The organism is Streptomyces sp. WAC07094 (genome assembly GCF_036320405.1).
GTDB lineage: Bacteria > Actinomycetota > Actinomycetes > Streptomycetales > Streptomycetaceae > Streptomyces > Streptomyces lannensis.
Map to the genome: position 1 here is coordinate 4,669,560 of NZ_JAVMJZ010000001.1, position 20,623 is coordinate 4,690,182.

The window sequence follows — 20,623 nt, forward strand, 5'->3', positions numbered from 1 at the left end:
CGACCGCTACCCGGACGAGCCCGCAGCCGAACCGCCCGCCGCCTACGCCGCGGAGCCGGAGATCGAACCCATTGTCGAACGTGCGGCGGCCCAGGGGCCCACCGAGGACCTGGCGCACGATCCCGCCGAGATGCGGGCGCACTACCGTGCCGAAGGGCTCGACGCGTCGTCGCTGGCCGCCGTGCCGATGGAGCAGTTCGCGCGCTGGTTCGAACAGGCGGCGCAGGCCGCGGTGGCCGGGATGATCTACGAGCCGAACGCGATGGTGGTCTCCACGGCGGACGCGGACGGCCTGCTCAGTTCCCGTACGGTCCTGATGAAGGGCTACGACGCGCAGGGCTTCGTCTTCTACACCAACTACGAGTCCCGCAAGGCCCGGGACCTGGCGGTCAACCCGCACATCTCGCTGCTCTTCCCGTGGCATCCGATGGCCCGCCAGGTGATCGTCACCGGCACCGCCCACCGCACCGGCCGCGAGGAGACGACCGCCTACTTCCGCACCCGCCCGCACGGCTCCCGGCTCGGTGCCTGGGCCAGCGCGCAGTCCTCGGTGATCGCCTCGCGTGCGGAACTCGACACCGCGTACGAGCAGCTGAGCGCCCGCTATCCCGAGGGCTCCGAGGTTCCCGTCCCGCCGAACTGGGGTGGTTTTCGCGTCACGCCCCGAACGGTCGAGTTCTGGCAGGGCCGTGAGAACCGCCTCCACGACCGCCTCCGTTATATCGCGGAACCGGACGGCGCGTGGCGGGTGGAGCGGCTGAGTCCCTGAGGCCGTGTGCGGGGCCCTGCCGGGCGGCTCGTGCCGGGCTCGGCCGCCCCGATACGCAGACGACCCGCGAGCTCAGGTCCCCCTGCCTGACGGCGGGGGAGCCGGCCGGACGTACCGGCGAGCTCGCGGGTCGGGTGACTGCGTTGGATTAGGCCGGCTGCGCGCTTCTCGCACGCGCTGGTCCGGCGCCGAACCGAGTACGACGGCGGGCCACTAGCCCGCAGTCACCTCTTCCGTCCGGTATTCATACATCTGCCGAACCACCTCCTTTCCGAAGTACCAGCCACCCTAAGAACCCATCGCGCCAGGATCAACCGCTTTTTGCCGTAGTCGGGCGATCGTCCTGCCGCGCGCACCGTTTCCGCTGCTCAGGGGGTGAGTACGCCCTCCAGGAACGGTTCGACCGCCGTGCGCCACGCCTCCGGCTGGTCGTAGTGGACGAGGTGTCCGGCCTCCGCGACCTCCGCGTAGCGGCCGTGCGGCAGGACGCGCACCATCTCCTGCGACTCGGCACGGCCGAGCTCGCCGTCGAGGCCGCGGACGACCAGGGCCGGGCACTGCACCTGCGCCAGCTCCTCCCAGTGCGCGTCGTACACCCAGGTCTGGCGGGACTTCAGCATCTGCTCCGGTTCGAAGACGGGCCGCCAGCCGTCCTCGGACTCGGCCATCACCTCGGCGTAGAACTCGCCGCGGGCCGGATTCGGGCGCTCCACCCAGGGGTCGTCCTCGCCGAACCACTTCCGTACGTCGGCGAGTGTGGCGAAGGGCAGCGGCCAGGACTTGAACCAGCTCTCCCACTCGCGCTGCGAGGCGGCGCCGAGCGCGGAGGCGCGCATATCGCAGATGATCAGGCCGCGCACCAGGTCGGGGCGTTTGGCGGCGAGCTGCCAGGCGGTCAGGGCGCCCATGGCGTGGCCGATGAGGACGGCCGGGGCGAGGCCGAGCTGTTCAAGGGCGGCCTCGGCGTCGTCGATGTAGGCCTCGCGGGTGTACGCCCCTTCGGGCGGTTTGTCGCTCTGACCGTGACCGCGCTGGTCGAGTGCGACGGCGCGGTGCCGCTCGGAGAGCCAGCGGGCTGTGGGCGCCCAGTGCGAGGCGCGGCCCATCAGCCCGTGGAGTAACAGCACTCCCGGTGCCCGCTCGTTCTCCCCTGTCTTGGGCGGGTCGGCGAACTCCCAGGCCGCGAGGCGTAGGCCGCCCGCTCCGGTCACGTCGATGCGCCGCACCATGCTCGTGGCACCCCCCTGCTCCGTCCGGACCGCCTGCTTCCGCCGGCCGGTCCACGCGCTCGTCGTACTGCCGCTGTTGTCCTGCTGCTTCTGCTGGTGGTGCCGGTCACCGCCGTCGCCGGGTGCCGGTGCCGGCCCTGTGTGGTGCCGTCGCTCGCCGAGTCACGGGATGCGCCGGTCGTCGTGGCGCACGATCGGGTGGGGCCATGGCCGCCACGCTATCGAATGACTATTCGAAAATGGTGCTTCTGGAGGCAACACCCCTCCTTCGAGTGACCTTCCTCGAGGATTGGCCGTCGGTTCCGCGGGGAGATCTTCAGCGGGAGGCGGACCGCTCGGGGAAAAACGGTCCGAGGGGGACGACCCTGGGAGCTCGGGGCTCCGGGTCGGAACAGGGGAGGACAGGCCCCGGCGCCACAAGGCGCCGGGGCTCTTCCCTTGTCTGCGGCACATCCATCCGCCCCCTCCCTGACCAGGTGATATCGCTGTCACCCCGTGGCCACGAGCTCTCCGGTCATATGCCTCATGCGACAGCCTTGCATGCGCACGGCCCGAACGCTGCGATTCCGCGCACTGGATCTTGGATTCGGCAGGATCGCGAAGTCATCACAACAGCCCCTGGAGTCACCCGCATTGCGTGGCTCCGATGAAGGCCGTGCGCGTCGGGACCGTGCGAGCCGAAAGATCGGCCGGCCGTCTGCGGGACTCCGCCTAGAAGACTCATGAAGATCTTGGTGGGGCTGTCTGGTTTCTGGGCCGGGTGGCCCCTTGGTCTATGCGGTGGCGGGGTTGATCGTCCAGGTGTTGCCTGTGCGGGTGAGTCCGAGGTTGATCAGTCGGCGGAGGTTGAGGGCGGCGGCTCGGGTGTGGAGCCAGGTGTCGTTGGCGATGGTGCCGCGGTAGCGGAGTCTGCGGTTGCCGTGGTGGACGAGCCAGGCGACGGCGCGTTCGACCGGTGGTCTCCAGCGGCGGTAGTCGGCTTGCCAGTCAGGGTCGGCGGTGGCCTGGCGGCGGGCGGCCGCGAGCAGGTCGTGGTGGGGACGGATGGTCAGGATGCGGCCGGCCTTGGCTTTGGTGCACCGCTCACGTAGGGGGCATCCGGTGCACAGGTTCCCGAAGGCAGCCTTGCGCTGGTTGTTCTGCCCGCCGGGGTCCGACAGGGGGACGGTGTGTCCAGCGGGGCAGCTCACCGTGGCGGCGGCGGTGTCGATACGGAAGTCGTCCAGGGTGAAACCGCCGGGGACGGCAGGCCGTAGCGGGGCGGGTTTGAAAAACAGCCGGTGGCCTGCTGCTTCGAGGGCCTGGCGGGCCTCGCCGGTGGAGTAGGCGGTGTCGCCGAAGGCGTCCACCGGCCCGTCTTCCTCGGCGAGCAGGTCCACGCCGATGGTGGCCTCGTGGTGCTCGGGCCCGACACCGGGGGTGAGGGTCACAGCGGTGTATAACGCGGTCTCCGGCTCGATGGCCAGGTGGGCTTTGTATCCGTCCTGCTGGTGGGTGCGTGTCTTGTGGATGTGCCGGGCTTCGCCATCGACGGTGGAGACCATCCGGTCGTAGGCGGTGCCCCGAGTGATGCGCCAGCGCCCGTCACGGCCGTCGGAGTCCTCGGCGGGTTCGACGTCCTGTCCGGCGACCAGGGCCAGCAGGCCCACCGCGTTCGCAGCCTTCTCACCGAGCTGCTGGTCAGGCAGGTGGCCCAGCAGCCTGAGCGCGTCACCGACGAGGGAGTCGACGAGGTCGGCGCGGGCCTGCTCATCGTTCCAGGCGATGCGGGGTTTGCCGGGATCGGTGTAGTCGTGCGCGGTGCACTGCACGGCCGCGATCTGGTCGGCGCCGGGAACCTCGCGGATCACCGCGCGGATGGCGGCGATGATCTGGGTGACGGTGTCCTGGGTGGCGACCGCGTCGTCCAGCACGGTGGAGTCCAAAGCCCGCCGGTGCTTGCCCTTGAGGACACCGGTCGCCTTCACCACCTCCCGCACCGCCTCGAAGACCCGATTCGGCCGGGCCGACCGGGAAAGGCGGCGGCGGAAGTAGGCCAGCAGCGACGGATCGAACGCCATGTCGTGCAGGCCGAGTCCGCAGGCGGCCTTCCACCGCAGGTCGCACCGCAGTTCCTGGACCGTCTCGAAGTCCGACAGCCCGTGCAGGGCCTGCAGCGTGACCGCCGAGGCCAGGATCTGCGGCGGCATGCTGGGCCGTCCGTTCCCCGAGGGGTACATGTCCGCGAACATCTCCGCCGGGAACAGCGCACCGCGGTCCTCGGCCAGGAACGCGAACACACTCCCTACCGGGATCAACTCCCGGCAGGTCTCCCACACATCCGGCCCGACCGTCTCCCCGACCCATTCCCCCATCACCACACAACGAGTCTGGCCCCACCGCTCACACGGTGGGGCCAGAACCCCAAGATCTTCATGAGTCTTCTAGCGCTTGGCCACGAACACGTGGGAAGCGACCTCCGACTCCAGCTCGGCCGCCTCGCCGCCGCTGCCGACGAGCACCCCGCCCGCGGACTCCGTCACGCTGACCACCGAGCCGGGCTGCACGCCGGCCCGCCGCAGCGTGTACATCAGCTGGGCGTCGGTCTGGATGGGCTCGCCGATACGCCGGACGACGACGGTCTTGCCGTCGGTGCCCGGGTCCAGCTCGGCCAGCGACACCATGCTCGCGTCCAGGAACGGGTCCGCCCCGTCCTTCTCGCCCAGCTCCTCCAGACCCGGGATCGGGTTGCCGTACGGCGACTCGGTGGGGTGCCGCAGCAGCTCGACGACGCGGCGCTCGACCGCCTCGCTCATCACGTGCTCCCAGCGGCACGCCTCGGCGTGCACCTGCTCCCACTCCAGGCCGATCACGTCGACCAGCAGGCACTCGGCGAGACGGTGCTTGCGCATCACACGGGTGGCCAGGCGGCGGCCCTCGTCCGTGAGCTCCAGGTGGCGGTCGGCCGCGACCGACACCAGCCCGTCGCGTTCCATGCGCGCCACGGTCTGGCTGACCGTCGGGCCGCTCTGGTCGAGCCGCTCGGCGATGCGGGCGCGCATGGGGACCACGCCTTCCTCCTCCAGCTCGAGGATGGTGCGGAGATACATCTCCGTGGTGTCGATCAGTCCGGACATACGTGCCCCTCGATGGAATCTGCCGGAGGCTCGAAGGCTCACCGGCGTGTGCGCTGGCCCTGGACTCAATTCTGACGCATCGCGCTGACAACCGGGGAGAGCCCGCGAAACCCGGGCCGCCGAGCGGCCCCCCTGGGCCCGTCCGTATTGACATCCCTCTGGTCCGGACCGCAACGTGATCCGCGACACGGGCCGCCCCCGGGGGCGTCGTTGCGCCGTGCGGTCGACGGCCGGTCGAGAACGGGACACCGAGACTTCGAAGGGGCGTCGCCGATGAGCGAGCAGCCGAGTGGCGGGGAGCCGCAGGGCGGGAACGAACTGGCCGGGCGGTTCTTCGACGCGGCCATCGGCATGCTTCGACGGGTGCGGGACGAGGAAGCGGAGGAGATCGCCGCGGCGGGCACCCTGGTCGCGGACGTGGTCGCCGCGGGCGGCCGCCTGTTCGCGTTCGGGGCCGGGCACTCCTCGCTGGCCGCCCAGGACATGGTCTACCGGGCGGGCGGCCTCGCCCTGATGAACCTGCTCGCGGTGCCGGGGGTCGTCGGGGTCGACGTCATGCCGGCGACGCTGGGCTCGGCGCTGGAGCGGGTGGACGGTCTGGCCGGCGCGGTCCTCGACTGCAGCCCGCTCCGGTCCGGCGACCTCCTGGTGATCATCTCCCTGTCCGGCCGCAACGCCCTCCCGGTGGAGATGGCGACGAGCGCCCGTGCACGGGGGGTCAAGGTCATCGGGGTCACCTCGGTGGCGTACGCCTCGGAGACCGGCTCGCGGCACGCCTCGGGCACTTACCTCAAGGACCACTGCGACATCGTCCTCGACTCCAAGATCGCAGTGGGCGACGCGACACTCACCCTCGACGCCATCCCCGCCCCCTTCGCCCCCGCCTCGACCGTCGTGACCACGGCCCTGCTCCAGGCGGTGATGGCGACGGCCGCCGGCGTCCTCTCGGACCGAGGCGTCGAACCGCCGCTGCTGCGGTCCGGGAACGTCGACGGGGGCCACGACTGGAACGCCCGGGTCATGCGGGAGTACGGCGACCGGATCTTCTACCGACAGGGCTGAGGGCCTGTCGTTCGGATCAGGCGGCGTCGCGGGCTACGCCTCCTCGGCGGCGCCCGACACGTCCGCCAGGTCGAGCGCCGCGGCGATCCGCACCGCGACGTCCTCCCCGTACACCGCGTCGGGCCGTTCGAACCGGCTGCGCCCCGCGCCCCGCAGGAACGTCACCACGCCCAGTGTCCGCCCCCGGCTGCGCAGCACCGTGCACAGCGCGTGCACCGCGTCCGGCGGCCACTGCCGGGCCTGCGCCCACGCGCGTGCCTCCTCGGGGCCGACGTCGCCCGCGCCCGCCCGTACGGATCCGGAGCGCGCCACGCACTGCAGGGCCGGATGCCCCTCCGCGTACCGCGCGGGAAGCCCGGCCTTCCCGGAGAGCATGCTCGGCCCGGGTGTCCCGGAGGGTGTCTCGGCGGCCCGCACCAGCCGGATGCGTCCTTCTCCGTCCGCCGCCGATCCGTCCGCCACCCGGTCGATCAGCGCGTGGTCGGCGAATCCGGCGAGCGCGAAGTCCAGATGGAGGGTGGCCGCCTCGGCGGGATCCTCGCACTCGGCCGCGGCCCGGGCGGCGCGGTGCAGCTGGTTGGAGCGGAAGCGCAGCAGGGCCGCCTCCTGCTCGGCCTGCTTGGCCTCGGTGATGTCCTGGAACAGCCATCCCACGCCCAGTGGAACAGGCTCCTCCGCGAGCGGTGAGGACAATCGCAGGAACCCGCTGCGCCAGCACCGCCGCTTCTCGCCCTCGCCGGTCCGCACACTCACCCACATCTCGGCGGGAGCGGGCGGTGCCCCTTCGGCCAGCACGTGGGTCAGCGCGCTCTCTAGCTCCTCCACGCCCTGTGGGAGCAGGTCCCCGAGAGGCCGTCCGAGCACGGCGCTCCGGCCGATGCCGAGCGCCCGGGCCGCGTACGCGTTGACCACGGCGGGCCGCAGATCCGCGTCCACCAGGACCACACCCCAGCTCGCGTCCTCGAACAGGGCCTCGCTCAGTGCGATGGAACGCTCCAGGTCGATCTGCGCATGGACCTCGCTGAAGGCGCAGTAGACCCCGGCGGGCTTTCCGCCGGGCCCGCGCACCGCCGCGGACTGGGTCCGCACGAGCACCCGCCCGCCCTCCTTGGTGAGGAGCGCGAACTCGTGCACCTGCCGGCCGGGCGAGTCCATGGCGGACAGCAGCCGCCCCTCGACCTCCTCGGCGTCGGCGGTCCGCACGGCCCATCCGGCGAACCCCTGCCGTCCGACCGCTTCCGCCGCGGTCCACCCGAGGATCCGCTCGGCCTCCCGGTTCCAGTGGGTCACGACCCCGGCGGCGTCGAAGGCGCACAGGGCCGCGTCCATCCCGTCCAGAAGCGCGGCCAGAAGATCCGAGCCATCGCGCTCGGGCTCACCGGGCCCCAGCTCGTCAGTGGTCCCACTACGCCGGGAAGCACTCACCTGAACCCCCTGCAGGCTGCTGCGTCCGCACGTACGCCGCGCTCGTCCACTCTCCGGACATCATTCAACTCGAACGTGACGCAGCCCACATCGGCTTCCGGAAAGATTCGACTAAATCGTTGCTCCCCGGATTTCCGTCACTCCCGGCACGCCTGCCCCGGGCGAACGTGTTCAACCCTTGGAGACCGCCGTCAGGATCTCCGGCAGCCGCCCCGCCGTGCGCGGTGCGGCGAGGCGCAGGCCGAGCAGGGTGATCAGCGCCCCGTAGAGGACGCCCGCCGGGAGCAGCAGCCAGGTCCACCTGTCGCCGTCCGAGGAGACGTTCAGCCAGATCGCGACGGCGATCACGGGCGCGGTCAGCAGGGCGGCGGCGATCATGCCGCCGAAGATGGAGATCCAGGCGAGGCCCGCCTGACCGGGGACCACGTTCTTGTAGCCCTCCTGCGGGATGGAGTAGGGGAAGCGGGCCGAGGACCAGGCGCCGGTGGCGAGCATCGCGCCGAGGAGCGCGAAGGACAGCCCGAGCACCTCGGGCAGCTTCGGCCAGGCGCCGAGCAGCGCGGTCGTCACCACGGTGACGAGCGTGGCGTACGGGAGCGTGATCAGCAGCAGTGCCAGCGCCCGGCCCCGCAGCTCGGCGTAGGCGTCACGGCGGGAGGAGATCGTCATGGCGACCATCCAGAACGCGGACGTGTCCTGACCGAACTGGTTGTACATCTGGATGCCCAGCATCCCCGCCGCGAAGCAGGCGAAGTAGATCGACCCGGTGCCCTGCAGCGCGTTGAAGACCGGGACGATCAGTCCGATCGCGAGCGAGGTCACCCATGCCGCCTTGGTCTTCGGGTCACGCCAGATGTAGCGCAGGCTGCGCTCCATCACCGTGCCGGTACGGCCCGCGGGCAGCAGTCGGGACAGGCCCGTCGAGGTGCGCTCCCGGGCGCCGGGATCGGCGGCCTGGAGCGTCGACTCGTCCGGTGAGGTCATCAGCGTCGTCAGGCTGCGCGACCACAGGGCCAGCAGCCCCGCGAGCGCCGCCGCGCTCAGGGCGAGTTGGGCGACCGCAAGGCCGTAGGCACCGCGGCTCACGGAGTCCACGGCGCCGATCGAGGAGGCGGGCGGCACCCACCGCAGTACGTTCTCCACCGGGTCCAGTGGGGACAGCCCGGCCGAACCCAGCCGCTGGGCGCCGAAGTTGACGAGCTGCGCGCCCACCGCGATGACGAGTCCGCTCAGGACGGCCAGGTCGCGACCCTTGCGGCTGGTCAGCAGCCGGATGTTGGCGGCGGCGACGGCACGGGCGAGTGCCACGCAGACCAGCAGGGCGAGGACGACCGCGAGCACGCCGACTCCGTACGCGGCCGCCCCGTGCGCCACGGAGATCACCGCGCCGGTGAACAGACAGAGCGTGAAGAGGGGGCCGATCCCGACGAGGGAGGCCGCGAGCAGCGCCCGTACGAGGGGCTGCGGGCGCAGCGGCAGCATCACCAGGCGGGTGGGGTCCAGCGTCTCGTCGCCGCTGGGGAAGAACAGCGGCATCACCGCCCAGCCGAGCGCGAGCACCTCGACGAGCAGGACCGCGATGGTGGCGGCGTGCGCGTTGCCGCGCAGGGCGATCAGACCGAGCAGTTGCAGCGCGGCGATCAGCAGCACGACGACGACGGAGGTGATGTAGGCGGCCCGCCGCCCGGCGGACTGGCGCAGGCCGTTGCGCAGCAGGGACAGTTTGAGCCGTACGACGACGGGGGTGAGGCCCGCGGCGCTCATCGGGTGCCACCGCCGAGCCAGTCCAGGTCGGTCGTGGTGGCGCGGCCGTGTGCGCCGACCAGTTCGAGGAACGCCTGCTGGAGCGTCGGGGCGCTGCCGCGTACCTCGGCGAGGGGGCCGTGCGCGCGGATGCGCCCCGCGGCCATGACCGCCACCCAGTCGCACAGCGACTCCACCAACTCCATGACGTGGGAGGAGAAGACGACGGTGGCGCCGGAGCCGGTGTAGCGCTCCAGGACTCCGCGGATGGTCTGCGCGGAGACCGGGTCGACGCCCTCGAACGGCTCGTCGAGGAAGAGGACTTCGGGGTTGTGGAGCAGGGCTGCGGCCAGTCCGATCTTCTTGCGCATGCCTGTCGAGTAGTCGACGACGAGCTTGTGCTGCGCCCCGGCCAGGTCGAGGACGTCGAGGAGCTGGGTGGCCCGCTTGTCGACCTCGGCGCCGGGCAGCCCGCGCAACCGGCCGGTGTAGGCGAGGAGTTCGCGCCCGGAGAGTCGTTCGAAGAGCCGCAGCCCCTCGGGCAGGACGCCGATGCGGGCCTTCACCTCGACCGGGTCGCGCCAGACGTCGTGTCCGACCACCTCCACGGTGCCCTGGTCGGGCCGCAGCAGCCCGGTGACCATGGACAGGGTGGTGGTCTTCCCGGCCCCGTTCGGGCCCACCAGCCCGATGAACCGCCCGGCGGGCAGCTCAAGATCGATGCCGGCGACGGCGATCTGCTCCCCGAACCGCTTCCAGAGCCCCTGCACCCGTACGGCGGACATGCCTGTCGCTGCTCCCTCGGTCATAGGAGCACCCTAAGGGGCAAGGGCAAGGGGGCAGAGGGGAGTGAGGCCACCGGAGCGGAAGGCGTGAACGGGGCCCGGTTGCACGGGCGGGCCGGGCGAGTTCGGCGGCGGCGCTCGCCTATCGGTCCCGCCCGCAGGCGTAAGCGAGCGGCGAGATCAACTCCTCCGCGTCCGGCAGCCAGCGGTTCGCGTCCGTCGGCCGGCGGACCCACTGCACGGCGCCGCGGGCGGCGTACCGCGTGGGCGGCGCGGCGACGTAGGACCCCTCGCCGAGGGCGGACAGGTCCAGGGAGTCGAGTGACCAGCCCCGGTTCCGTACCAGGTCCGGAACCTTCGCCGACGCGCCGGGAAGCACGAAGAACCACATTCGGCGGTCCGGCGTCAGGGTCACGGGCCCGAGTGTCAGTTCCATCCGCTCCATGCGTGCGAGTGCCAGGAATCCGGCGGTCTCCGGGACGTCGATCGCGTCGAAGGTGCGCCCGGTGGGCAGCAGGATCGACGCCTTCGGCTGTCCGGCCCACAGACGGCGCACGACGGTCGCGCTGCCGGTCGCCTGCGTCGCCCAGTCCTGGCGAACCGGATGGGCGCCGGGCATGCGGCATGCGGCCCGACCGCAGGAGCAGCGAGGCATCCCGTCGACGGCTTCCAGCCAGGTGCCCGGGAACACGTCCCAATGGCGCTCCTGGACGTAACGTACGGCGGCTTCCAGCAGCGAACCGCCGCGCTGCTGCGGGATGGGGGCAGCTTGAGGGCCTGCGATCGTCTCTTCCACGTTGAACACAACTCTGGTCGTGACCGGGGGTTACGCCTCCTGGTCCGGCGCCGTCGGCCGCTCGGGAAGCGCCTTTTGGGAATGTCCTATTAATTCCGCATGCGCCGGGAGGAGCACCGTCTTCGAGGGCGGGGCGCACAGGTGCACGGGCGGGGGCGCGCAAGAGGAACGGCACCGAGGTCCGGGTAACCACGTGAGGGGTGAGGCATCAGCCTTTACCCCGGCAATCCGCGCATGTCTCGCATCAGAGGCATGCCTGCTGGGCATCGATCTTCAAGGCCGGACCCTTTCGGTGCCCGGGAAAGGAGTTCCCGTCGAACCCGGCCGTTGAAGAGACGTCGACTCGGTGCACGGGCAGGCATCCGAGCCGTGAAGCAGGGGGTACACATGGCCGCCAGGCCTCTCGTCGCGCGGCAGCCGAACGAACGGCTGCAGGCGCTCATCCAGGAAGCGGGCTGCTCGAACGCGGGCCTCGCTCGCCGGGTCAACATGTGCGGCGCGGAACACGGTCTCGATCTTCGCTACGACAAGACCTCGGTGGCGCGCTGGTTGCGCGGGCAGCAACCGAGGGGCCGGGCCCCGGCGATCATCGCCGAGGCGCTCGGCCGCAAGCTGGGCCGCGCGGTCACGATCGACGAGATCGGCATGGCCAACGGCAAGAACCTCGCCTCCGGCGTGGGCCTGCAGTTCTCGCCGACGGTGCTGGGCGCCATCGAGCAGGTCTGCGAGCTGTGGCGCAGCGACGTCGGGCGGCGCGACTTCCTCTCCGGCTCCTCGGTCGCCGCCTCGGCACTCGTCGAACCGAGCCGCGACTGGCTGATCTCCGGGCCGGACCCGCAGGTCGCGCGGTCGGCCGGACCGCGGGTGGGGTCCTCGGACGTGGCCGCGGTGCGTGCGATGACCCAGGCGCTGGTCGACCTGGACCACCAGTACGGCAGCGGCCATGTGCGCCCGGTCGTCGTGCACTACCTCAACAGCGTCGTCTCGGGGCTGCTGGCCGGCTCGTACCGGGACGCCGTGGGGCGCGAACTCTTCGCGGCCGTCGCACGGTTGACGGAACTCGCCGGGTACATGGCCGTCGACACCGGGCAGCCGGGACTCGCCCAGCGGTACTACATCCAGGCGCTGCGGCTCGCCCAGGCGGCGGGCGACCGCGGCTACGGCGGTTATGTGCTCGCCGCCTCCATGAGCCACCTCGCGGCGCAACTCGGCAATCCGCGCGAGATCGCGCAGTTGGCCCGTGCGGCCCAGGAAGGGGCACGCGGGCGGGCGACACCGCGGGCGGAGGCGATGTTCCTCGCCGCCGAGGCACGTGGACACGCGCTGATGGGCGATGCGCGGGCCGCCCAGATCGCGTCTGGCCGCGCGGTCACGGCACTGGAGGCGGCGGACACGGGGACCGGGGACGACCCGGCGTGGATCGCCCACTTCGACCACGCGTATCTGGCGGACGAGCTGGCGCACTGCCACCGGGACCTCGGACAGGCCGAGGCGGCGGCACGGTGCGCCGAGGAGTCCTTGGCCGGGCACCCCGAGTCCCGGGCGCGGCGCCGGGCCATCGGCTATGTGCTGCTCGCGACGGCCCAGGTGCAGCAGCGCGAGGTGGAGCAGGCGTGCCACACGGGCCTGAAGGCCGTGGAGATCCTCGGCAGCCTGCGGTCCAACCGCGGCGCCGAGTACCTGGAGGACCTCCAGCAGCGGCTGGAGCCGTTCCGGGACGAGGCGGTGGTGCGGGAGTTCGGGGCGCGGATGGATCTGGCGACGGCCGCTTAGCCGCGTCGAACTCCCTTCGGGGCGTTCGCACGCTCCTTCGGAGCCTTACGGGGCAGCCGCGCGGGTGTGAAAGTCCGGCGAACGAGAGGTGGCCGACGGGCGAAGGTGTGGAAGAGGACTTAAACAGCGCCCGGCGTGGCGGTTGTGTTACCGCTGTCACACGGGCGCGAGGTCGGGCCCTGTGCTGCGTGGCATGCGGCTCGGGGGACCCGGTAGCGTGAGCCGACGATTCCGAAAGTCCCCCATTCGTAGGAGTCCCGGTGACGCAGAGTGGACAGGGCGAGGAGCCCTCGGCGCGGCCCGCGCGCGAAGGCATCGTGCTGCCCTCCGACGGCGGCGAGCCCCTGCTGCCGGGCCAGGCGGGCGGAGCGAACGGCTCCGCCGTTCCCGCGGCCGGCCGCCATGCGGCGGCTGCGGGCGGCCCGGAGGGCCATGGCTCCCCGGCGGGCGGTCAGGCGTGGGGCAGCCCGTGGGGACCGGAGCAGTCCCCCCAGGCGCCCCCGGCTGCCCAGGGCTGGGGCGGCGACGCGGGGCAGCAGTGGGGTGCAGCCGGGGCGGCGCCCGCACCGGAGTGGGGTGCGCACGGCGCACAGTCCTCCTGGGAGACCCCGGATCCGCAGCAGGGCTGGGGCGGGGCTCCGGCCGCCCAGCAGCCGCACGGCGGTGCCGGACAGCCGCTGCCGCCCGAGGGCGCGCAGCCGTCGTCGTACGGCCAGGACGGGCACCTGCCGCAGCAGGGTGCCTACGATCATCGGCAGGGCGCACAGCCCCTGCCGCACGCCGCGCCCCTGCCGCCCGCGGACGAGGGCGCCACGCAGTACATCCCGCCGGTGGCGCTCGGCCCCGACGAGGGCGCGACCCAGTACATCCCGCCCGTCGCGGCCGGTGCCGACGAGGGCGCCACGCAGTACATCCCGCCGGTGACCGCGGGGGCGCTGCCGCCCGAGGTGTCCGGCGACGCCGCGACGCGCTTCCTCGGCCGGGCCCAGGGCTCCGCGCCGCTGCCGCCGGCCGGCCCCGACGCCCAGGCCACGCAGTACCTTCCGCCCGTCCCCGGACAGCCGGGTCCCGCGCCCTACGGAATGCCGGAGCCCCAGGACGACCGGCGGACGCCGGCGGAGTTCGACAATCTGTTCCGGCATGCCGCGGGCGGCGCCGAGCCCACCCAGCATCTGCCGAGGTTCGACGGGGCGGACGCGCCGGGTGCCCCGATGGGCCGGGCGGCCGGACGACACGACGACGGCGGCGGCCGCGGCCGCTCGCGGATGCCGCTCATAGCGGCCGTCGGCGTGGGCATCGTCGTCCTCGGCATCGGCGCGGGCGCCCTGCTCGGCGGTGGCGGGGGCACCGACGACGAGGGCGGCAACAGCAAGAACGTCTCTGCGACCGGCCCGGCCGCGGACTCCTCGCCCTCGGGTTCCGACGACGCCGCCAAGCAGCAGGCGGTCGCGCTCGACAAGCTCCTCGCCGACAGCGGCAACAGCCGGGGTGCGGTGATCAAGGCGGTCGCGGAGGTCAAGGTCTGCCAGAACCTCGGCCAGGCGGCCAGCGATCTGCGCAACGCCGCCCAGCAGCGAAACGGCCTGGTCACGCAGCTGTCCAAGCTCGAGGTCGACAAGCTGCCCCAGCACGGCGAGCTGACCAACTCGCTCACCGCGGCATGGAAGGCGTCCGCGTCCGCCGACACCCACTACGCCGCCTGGGCGGACCAGGTCGCGGGCAGCAAGAAGACGTGCAGGAAGGGCCATGCCCGCTCCACCGGCCAGACCGAAGCGGGCAACCGCGACAGCGGTACGGCCAGCGCCCAGAAGGCGAAGGCCGCGCGGCTGTGGAACGCCATCGCCCAGAAGTACGGCCTGACCCAGCGCCAGCCGACACAGTTGTGACAGCGCGGGTGTGCGTCGCCGGTCCGGGACCGTGCGGCGCACACCTCGCGCGGGCCCGTTCGGTGCCCCCGCTCGCCGGGCCTACTCGGTGGTGCTCTCCAGCGTCTTCGAGACGTCGACGAAGCCCTTGCGGGCCGCCACCAGCTGACCCTGGTGCACGACCTGGAAGGTCACGCTCGAGTTGATCAGCCGGGGGAAGTCGACGACGGCGGTCAGGTCCTGGAACCGCCAGCGCAGGCTCGGGGTGAGACCGCCCGTGTCGACCTTGAGGCCGTTGTCGAGGGCCGAGCGGATCGTGTTCGCGCTCACCCGGCCGCCGCCGAGCGACTCCACGACCTCCTTCAGGACCGTGTAGGCGATCCACGTGGTCTGCACGCCCGCGTCCGCCGGGTCGATCCGGTTGTCGCCGAAGGCCTCCTCGCGGATCACCTTCTTCATCGGGTCCCAGCGCTTGTCCGTCGACTCCGGGTACCAGCCGGTGACGTACGCCCCTTCGTAGGGACCCGAGCCGCCGCCGGACTGGTTGATGACCGACTGGTCGACGCTGCCGAGCACGGAGGCGGTGCGCACCGCGGGGTACTCCGTGCTCAGCCGGCGGAAGGAGTCCATGAACGTGCCGGTGCGGTCGTCGAGCGAGGGCACCACGCACCCCTTCTTCGCCGTGTCCGCGGTCGCCTGTTCCAGCGCCGACTTGGCCTGGGAGTCGAACGCGGTGGCGTCCTCGGCGGCCCGCACATCGGCGACCTGGGCGTGGCCCGCCGCCTTCAGCCCGGAGTCGAGCAGCAGGGGCAGCTGGTCGCCGGCCACGGTGTCGGGCCGCACCATCGCGACGGGACCGCAGCTCTTGCCCAGCTCCTCGCCGAGGCCGGCCAGCAGCGCCGGCTGGCCGCCGTTGACGGGGTAGGAGAGCACGCTCTTGAACTCGTCGTCGGTCAGGCCGTAGCCGCCTATGTACGGGATGCCCGCCGACTCCAGCGGCGAGAGGAAGGAGGAGCCGAACTGGCTGTAGGAGCCGACGACCGCGACGACCTTCTTCTTGACGGCGAGCCGGGCGCACTTGGCGGCGCCCACGTAGTCGTTGTGGTCGTTGCAGGTGAGCACGTTCAGCTTGTGTCCGCCGAGGCCGCCGTGGGCGTTGACCCAGCGGGCGTACGCACTCGCCATGGCCGGCATGCCCGGCTTGTTGGTCGCCGACGTGTTCTGCGGCGCCCACGTCATGACGGTGACGGTGTCGTCCCCGGAACCCCCCGAGATACCGGGGACGACACCGCAGGCCGCGGCCAGCGACGCACAGGCCACCAGGGCTCCCGTGGCGATCAGGGCCGTCTTGACGCGGGGAGTCGCTGTTCTGCGGACGGCACCCGGAGCACTCGGGCTGGTGGGGGAGGAGCTGGTACGTCGCCTGCCGGTCATGGACACGCACGATTCCCCCACATCACTAACCCTCGTGCGATCAGTGGTCAACGAGAAGTGACGTAGAGGTGAATTACGGGGGTCGATGATCCGGATTTCACAGGGAACGTACGATCGATGACCGTGCAAGGTTCCGAGAGCTCTTCCCGTCGTGCCCGTCGCTCATCCACCATGGGCGTCATGCCACTGAACGACATGCCGTGGTGGCGCTGGCGCAGCAATGTGCGCTCCGCGCTGCACATGCTTTCGGACCAGGTGTTCCAACGGGACGTCTGGCTCGCCGGAGTCGAGGGATACGGAGACGTCACCGACGCCGTGTACCGCCTCGTCGAGGACACCTGGCTGGACAACTGGTCCGCCGAGAAATACGTCGGCACGATCTTCCGCGACTCGCAGGAGGCGGCGCTCGTCGACACCGCGGTGCTGCGGGTGCTGCGGATCATGCACCAGGTCGGGCCCGATGCGGAGGTGGGGGCGTACCTCAACCACCACGGGTGGCCCGAGGCGGTGCGGGCGGCACGCGATGCCCATGTGCGGCTCGCGATGGGCGACGGCGAGGACCCCGACGTCCCCCCGCGGACGCTCGAGGTGCTGCGGATCGTCACCCGAAGCGCGTAACAGGCGGAACGCGGCGTCCGGGTGGCGGGACGGAGATCCGTCCCGGCCCGCCGTCATGAGACCCTGGCCTGCATGAGTGAGCAGTCCACCCGAGCCGCGGTCCCCGCCCACCAGTACGTCCTCACCCTCTCCTGCCCGGACAAGCAGGGGATCGTGCACGCCGTGTCGAGCTATCTCTTCATGACCGGCTGCAACATCGAGGACAGCCAGCAGTTCGGCGACCACGACACGGGACTGTTCTTCATGCGGGTGCACTTCTCTGCAGAGGCCCCCGTGACCGTGGACAAGCTGCGCGCGAGCTTCGCGGCGATCGGTGACTCCTTCCAGATGGACTGGCAGATCAACCGGGCCGACGAGAAGATGCGCGTCGTGCTGATGGTCAGCAGGTTCGGGCACTGCCTGAACGACCTCCTCTTCCGCGCCCGGACCGGCGCGCTGCCCGTCGAGATCGCGGCCGTGGTGTCCAACCACACCGACTTCGCCGAGCTGGTCGGGTCGTACGACATCCCGTTCCATCACATCCCGGTGACCAAGGACACCAAGGCGGAGGCCGAGGCACGGGTGCTGGAGCTGGTGCACGAGCTGGACGTCGAGCTGGTGGTCCTGGCCCGGTACATGCAGGTGCTCTCGGACGACCTGTGCAAGCAGCTCAGCGGGCGGATCATCAACATCCACCACTCGTTCCTGCCGAGCTTCAAGGGCGCGAAGCCGTACCACCAGGCGCACGCACGCGGTGTGAAGCTGATCGGCGCCACCGCTCACTACGTCACGGCCGACCTCGACGAGGGTCCGATCATCGAGCAGGAGGTCGAGCGGGTGGGCCATGGCGTGACCCCCGACCAGCTGGTCGCGATCGGCCGGGACGTCGAGTGCCAGGCGCTGGCCCGCGCGGTCAAGTGGCACGCCGAGCGCCGGATCCTGCTGAACGGCCGGCGGACGGTGGTCTTCGCCTGAGACCCGGGCCTACATCCGGCTCAGCGACGCCGCCGCGAACAGCACGTCCCTGATCGCCTCGCGGTCCCCGACCTGCCCCGCGGCCGCCTCCTCGGGCGGCACATGGCCCGCGGCCAGGCGGCAGAACTCCACCCCGTCGAGTGCGACGTGCGCCACCTCGTGCTCGGCGGAGGCGACCGCGCCGGGCGAGTCCAGGGCGATCAGCCACTGGCCGCCGCCCGATCCCTCGATCTCCAGACGCAGGGTGCGCCCGGGCTCGCCCGCCGGTACGAGGTGCCGGGTGCGGCCGGGGGCGGCGAGACCGGCCTGCCGCCGGGCCGCCAGCATCGCGGGGAGCAGGCGCGCGCCCAGGTCGATCATGCTGTTCAGATGCCGGGGCGCCGGCGGTTCGTACGGGTAGTCGATGGCGTTCGCGATGTCCTCGGCGTGCACCCAGCACTCGAACGCCCGGTCCAGCATCGCGTCCCGCAGCGACAGCCCGAATCCGCCGTAAGAGACCGTCGGCGTCCCGGTGTCCCCGCCGGTGAAGGACAGCGTCCGCACCAGGTTGTGGCTCTGCTCCCGCCACGGTCCGCGGACCGAACGGGTGGGCGGGAAGTGCGAGGCGCGCCAGTACGCCTCCGTGCGGCCCTCGGGCGTGCCCTCCTCGCCGCTCACGCTCCCGAGCGGGTCGTCGAGCCCCAGCGCGACCGCCACCAGCCCGTCGACGGAGAGCAGGTGCGCGATCACCCCGGCGACGGTGGTGCGGCGGCTGGTGGGACCCGTCCCGTCGAACCAGCGCAGCCGCACCGGGGCGTGCCACTCGGAGTCGCCGATGTCCTGCAGCAGGGCGTCGAGGCGGGCGGCCTCGGCGTCGAAGGGGGCCACCCAGTCCGGCACCGGGATGCGCGGCGGGCGCCGGTCGAGGCAGCTCTGCAGGACGCGGGTGCGCAGGGCCGGGTCGAGATCAAGACTCTCGGGACGCTGCAGCAGTCCGACGGCCTGGCGCAGCCGTCGCGCCTCGTCCGCGCACGGGCCGCAGTCCCCGAGGTGCGCCTCGACGGCGGCCGTCTCCTCGGCCGAGCAGGCGGCCAGCGCCCATGCTCCGAGCAGCGACTTCAGTACCCGGTGCTCGAGCACGAGCGCGGGGGGAGAGACCGGCGGCGCGGTCACGGGAGACGGGTCGGGCAACGGCATCCCGGAGTCCTCGACGGAACTGCGCGGCGTGGGGATCCGGGGTGCCCGCCCGGTGCCACCCGGTCCGTCGGCTCCGGTGACCGGGCCGGCAGGGCCGTAGGCGGCGCCGTCCCCACCGGTGCCCGGGTCGGCCGGCCGGCCGTCACCGGGGTCTTCGGAGCGTCCCGTGGCGCCGTTCCCGCCGTTGTCCGAGTCGCCGTGTCCGTCCATGCCGCCGTTCCGGTCCGTGCCGCCGTCCGCCGGTGGGCCCGGTTCCCCCGGTCCACGCGCGTCACTGCCGGGCTCCGCCCCCTGGGCGTCGCCGTCCGCCACCCGCCCGTGCCCGGCAGCCGTGCCGCCGTCGGCGGCCGGTGTGCCCGGACCCTCGTGGGCGCCGTGCCTTTGGTGCTTCCCGTGTTCCTCGAGGCCCTCCTCCTCGGTCACCAGGCCTCCCCCGCTTCGGGAGGGACGCCCGAGGGGGCCGCCTCATGGGCCGTGGACAGCAACTGGAGGCCGAGGCGCAGGCGTCGACGGGCCTCCTCCTCCTCGATGTCGAGGTCGACCGCGGTCTGGCGGTAATCGCGGCGCTGGAAGTAGGCCCGCTCGAGCGCCGCGCGCAGCGGTACCGGCATCGATGTCACGATGAAGTCCGCGCGCGCCGCGATGGAGGCCTGGCGCACCCTGCGCTCCAGGTCCTCCGGGGTGCCCTGCCCGCCCTGCGCCAGCGCGGCGGTCCCGGCGGCGTGCAGCCGCTGCACGGCGAGCCGGTGGGTCAGCATGGCGATCCAGGACCGGAGCGGACCCTGTTTGGGGTCGTACGACTCGGGGTGCTCCCAGACGTGGACGAACACCTCTCGCGTGATGCCGTCGGCGGCCTCCTCGTCCCCGAGCACGCGGTGGGCGAGGCCGTGCACGAGCGAGGCGAACCGGTCGTAGCACTCACCGAGCGCCGCCGCTTCGCCCCGGGCGAGCCGCTGTTGCATCCTGCGGTCCCACCGGGGCGGTGCGTCCTTCTTCGCCATGCGGCCCCCTCGCCCCTGGTCGTGCCCGGTGCCCTGTCCTGATCCAGCCTCTGTCTTCCGCCATCACGAATGTAGTCGGCACCTGGGACGACGCACGCCCCTTTGCGGCAATGTGCGCCCCTTGACGAGCCGCAGGTGATAAAGGCGTCCGGGCGGGATTGGTGGTTCGAGCGGCGTATACCCCGATGAGGGCCGATCAGGCGTGAGCGAATGCGATCGTTACCGATTGATTTGGCTCATCTACCACGCGCTTTCGATCGAAAGTTCGGTGTTTTATGGAGAGTCATCGGGGCAGCCGCGCCTGAAGGAAGCGTAGGCACTGCTTCCGTTTTCGATCGGGCTGCGGGCAGGCGGGAGGCATGGCGGTGACAGTCGAGGTGGCCTTCGGGCAGTACGGCGAGTGGGCCGTGCTCCAAGTGGCGGGCGAACTGGACCTGGTGACGTCACCGGTGCTGCGGCAGCGGGTGCACGACGCGGTGGCGGACGGTCGTCACCATGTCGTGCTGGACCTCTCCGACGTGGTCTTCTGCGACTCCAGCGGCGTCGGCGTGCTGATCGCCACCCGCCGGCTGATCCGCTCGTGCCAGGGCCGGCTCAGACTGATACTGCCCGGGCGGAGCAGCGAGGACGGCTCACACGTCGACCGGGTTCTCGCGGCTCTCGGTGTGCGTCGCCTCTTCGACGTGTACCCGGACGTCACCGCGGCCGTCGACGACGAGGCCCGCCCCCTGTCCGCGTAGTCGCGAGGACACCCCGCCGACCGACGGCGTGACATGTGGTCCTGCCCACAGTTCCGGCAGGGCGTCATCCATGGAAGGTCGCGGGACGGCCACGCTGTTGTCGCGGAATTCCTGCGGTCTTGGTACAAGCGTCGTTT

Annotated in this window: 17 protein-coding genes; 7 read left to right on the forward strand and 10 right to left on the reverse strand. The window is 71.8% G+C overall.

Annotation, left to right across the window (positions count from 1 at the left end; genetic code table 11):
* Window positions 1-130 precede the first annotated feature (130 nt).
* Window positions 131-769, forward strand: a complete 639-nt coding sequence (gene pdxH / locus RCR19_RS20650; protein WP_331269500.1) for a pyridoxamine 5'-phosphate oxidase — start codon at window positions 131-133, stop codon at window positions 767-769.
* Window positions 770-1,137: 368 nt separating this feature from the next.
* Here pdxH and RCR19_RS20655 read toward each other — a convergent pair whose 3' ends face one another.
* The 3 genes from RCR19_RS20655 to RCR19_RS20665 form a co-directional block, all read right to left on the reverse strand.
* Window positions 1,138-1,998 (reverse strand): alpha/beta hydrolase, encoded by an 861-nt coding sequence (locus RCR19_RS20655; protein WP_331266479.1) that lies wholly within the window; start codon window positions 1,996-1,998, stop codon window positions 1,138-1,140.
* 773 nt (window positions 1,999-2,771) lie between these two features.
* The gene (locus RCR19_RS20660; protein WP_331269501.1) at window positions 2,772-4,352 is read right to left on the reverse strand and encodes an IS1182 family transposase; all 1,581 of its coding nucleotides are present in this window, start codon (window positions 4,350-4,352) and stop codon (window positions 2,772-2,774) included.
* A 69-nt stretch (window positions 4,353-4,421) separates the two neighbouring features.
* Window positions 4,422-5,114 (reverse strand): metal-dependent transcriptional regulator, encoded by a 693-nt coding sequence (locus RCR19_RS20665; RefSeq protein ID WP_059127077.1) that lies wholly within the window; start codon window positions 5,112-5,114, stop codon window positions 4,422-4,424.
* Window positions 5,115-5,387: 273 nt separating this feature from the next.
* Here RCR19_RS20665 and RCR19_RS20670 point away from each other — a divergent pair, with 273 nt between their 5' ends.
* Window positions 5,388-6,176 (forward strand): SIS domain-containing protein, encoded by a 789-nt coding sequence (locus RCR19_RS20670; protein WP_331266480.1) that lies wholly within the window; start codon window positions 5,388-5,390, stop codon window positions 6,174-6,176.
* Window positions 6,177-6,209: 33 nt separating this feature from the next.
* On the opposite strand, the gene RCR19_RS20675 is transcribed toward RCR19_RS20670, so the two are convergent.
* The 4 genes from RCR19_RS20675 to RCR19_RS20690 form a co-directional block, all read right to left on the reverse strand.
* Complete coding sequence (locus RCR19_RS20675; RefSeq protein ID WP_331266481.1) at window positions 6,210-7,601, reverse strand: PAS domain-containing protein; 1,392 nt, start codon at window positions 7,599-7,601, stop codon at window positions 6,210-6,212.
* Between the two features lie 171 nt (window positions 7,602-7,772).
* Window positions 7,773-9,365, reverse strand: coding sequence for a transporter (locus tag RCR19_RS20680; RefSeq protein WP_331266482.1), 1,593 nt, complete (start codon window positions 9,363-9,365; stop codon window positions 7,773-7,775).
* Window positions 9,362-10,153, reverse strand: coding sequence for an ABC transporter ATP-binding protein (locus RCR19_RS20685; protein WP_331266483.1), 792 nt, complete (start codon window positions 10,151-10,153; stop codon window positions 9,362-9,364). The genes RCR19_RS20680 and RCR19_RS20685 overlap by 4 nt, the downstream gene beginning before the upstream one ends.
* A gap of 118 nt (window positions 10,154-10,271) precedes the next feature.
* Window positions 10,272-10,934, reverse strand: a complete 663-nt coding sequence (locus RCR19_RS20690; protein ID WP_220293670.1) for a bifunctional DNA primase/polymerase — start codon at window positions 10,932-10,934, stop codon at window positions 10,272-10,274.
* 378 nt (window positions 10,935-11,312) lie between these two features.
* On the opposite strand from RCR19_RS20690, the gene RCR19_RS20695 reads away from it, so the two are divergent.
* Together RCR19_RS20695 and RCR19_RS20700 are read left to right on the forward strand one after the other, a co-directional pair.
* The gene (locus RCR19_RS20695; protein ID WP_331266484.1) at window positions 11,313-12,698 is read left to right on the forward strand and encodes a transcriptional regulator; all 1,386 of its coding nucleotides are present in this window, start codon (window positions 11,313-11,315) and stop codon (window positions 12,696-12,698) included.
* A gap of 260 nt (window positions 12,699-12,958) precedes the next feature.
* Window positions 12,959-14,584: a hypothetical protein gene (locus tag RCR19_RS20700; protein ID WP_331266485.1), complete on the forward strand. Its 1,626-nt coding sequence runs from the start codon at window positions 12,959-12,961 to the stop codon at window positions 14,582-14,584.
* Between the two features lie 81 nt (window positions 14,585-14,665).
* Here RCR19_RS20700 and RCR19_RS20705 read toward each other — a convergent pair whose 3' ends face one another.
* The gene (locus RCR19_RS20705; RefSeq protein WP_331266486.1) at window positions 14,666-15,997 is read right to left on the reverse strand and encodes an ABC transporter substrate-binding protein; all 1,332 of its coding nucleotides are present in this window, start codon (window positions 15,995-15,997) and stop codon (window positions 14,666-14,668) included.
* Window positions 15,998-16,114: 117 nt separating this feature from the next.
* On the opposite strand from RCR19_RS20705, the gene RCR19_RS20710 reads away from it, so the two are divergent.
* A complete protein-coding gene (locus RCR19_RS20710; RefSeq protein ID WP_331266487.1) occupies window positions 16,115-16,615 on the forward strand; it encodes a hypothetical protein in 501 nt (166 codons plus the stop codon).
* Window positions 16,616-16,687: 72 nt separating this feature from the next.
* On the forward strand, window positions 16,688-17,569 hold the full coding sequence (purU, locus tag RCR19_RS20715; RefSeq protein ID WP_331266488.1) for a formyltetrahydrofolate deformylase: 882 nt from the start codon (window positions 16,688-16,690) through the stop codon (window positions 17,567-17,569).
* Between the two features lie 9 nt (window positions 17,570-17,578).
* Here purU and RCR19_RS20720 read toward each other — a convergent pair whose 3' ends face one another.
* Together RCR19_RS20720 and RCR19_RS20725 are read right to left on the reverse strand one after the other, a co-directional pair.
* Window positions 17,579-18,955 (reverse strand): maleylpyruvate isomerase N-terminal domain-containing protein, encoded by a 1,377-nt coding sequence (locus RCR19_RS20720; RefSeq protein WP_331269502.1) that lies wholly within the window; start codon window positions 18,953-18,955, stop codon window positions 17,579-17,581.
* A gap of 209 nt (window positions 18,956-19,164) precedes the next feature.
* Entirely contained in the window at window positions 19,165-19,746 is a 582-nt protein-coding gene (locus RCR19_RS20725; RefSeq protein WP_115975640.1) for a sigma-70 family RNA polymerase sigma factor, read from the reverse strand.
* 359 nt (window positions 19,747-20,105) lie between these two features.
* On the opposite strand from RCR19_RS20725, the gene RCR19_RS20730 reads away from it, so the two are divergent.
* Window positions 20,106-20,486, forward strand: a complete 381-nt coding sequence (locus tag RCR19_RS20730) for an STAS domain-containing protein (RefSeq protein WP_331266489.1) — start codon at window positions 20,106-20,108, stop codon at window positions 20,484-20,486.
* Window positions 20,487-20,623 lie beyond the last annotated feature (137 nt).